This is a genomic window from Undibacterium paludis, assembly GCF_022568815.1.
In the GTDB taxonomy this organism is placed as follows: Bacteria; Pseudomonadota; Gammaproteobacteria; order Burkholderiales; family Burkholderiaceae_D; genus Undibacterium.
Genome location: NZ_JAKZHX010000061.1, coordinates 1 through 598, shown reverse-complemented (window position 1 = coordinate 598; position 598 = coordinate 1). Strand labels below are relative to the sequence as shown.

Here is a 598-nt window from a genome sequence, read left to right as displayed (position 1 = left end):
CTCCAAATTCTGGAAAGCCGCCTCCGTCCAGGCCGGTGCCTCCTCCCTGAAAGAAGGCAGCCCCTTCCGCTTCATCGCTGATTCCGGCATCAAAGCCACCGAACACCACGAAGGCGCCCTGCTCGAACAGATCGACCTCAACACCTGGGTCTCCATGTCCATCCAGCGCGCTGTCGACAAAGTCCAAAGCCGCCTGCAAGACGGCCTGGCCTTCCTGGCAACCGTTGGCTCCACCGCCCCGTTCGTTGGTCTGTTCGGTACCGTCTGGGGGATCTACCATGCGCTGACAGCGATCGGTATGTCCGGTCAGGCATCGATCGACAAAGTCGCGGGTCCGGTGGGTGAAGCGCTGATCATGACCGCGATTGGTCTGGCGGTCGCGGTTCCTGCGGTTCTCGGTTACAACTTCCTGGTCCGCCGCAACAAGAGCGCCATGGAAGAAGTGCGCGCCTTCTCCGCTGACCTGCACTCGGTTGTTCTGTCCGGCAATATGGGCAAGACAGCAGCTAAGAAATAATAAGCAGTATCAGGTTTAAGATTTAAACCAAGACCCTTAACCACAGAGGCACAGAGACACAAAGGAAAAACCAGAGAACAG

Annotated in this window: 1 protein-coding gene; it reads left to right on the top strand. The window is 57.7% G+C overall.

The features are described from left to right. Positions 1-517, top strand: a 517-nt coding sequence (locus LZ463_RS28915; protein ID WP_241459783.1) for a MotA/TolQ/ExbB proton channel family protein, incomplete at its 5' end; no start/stop codon positions are given. Positions 518-598: the final 81 nt, after the last annotated feature.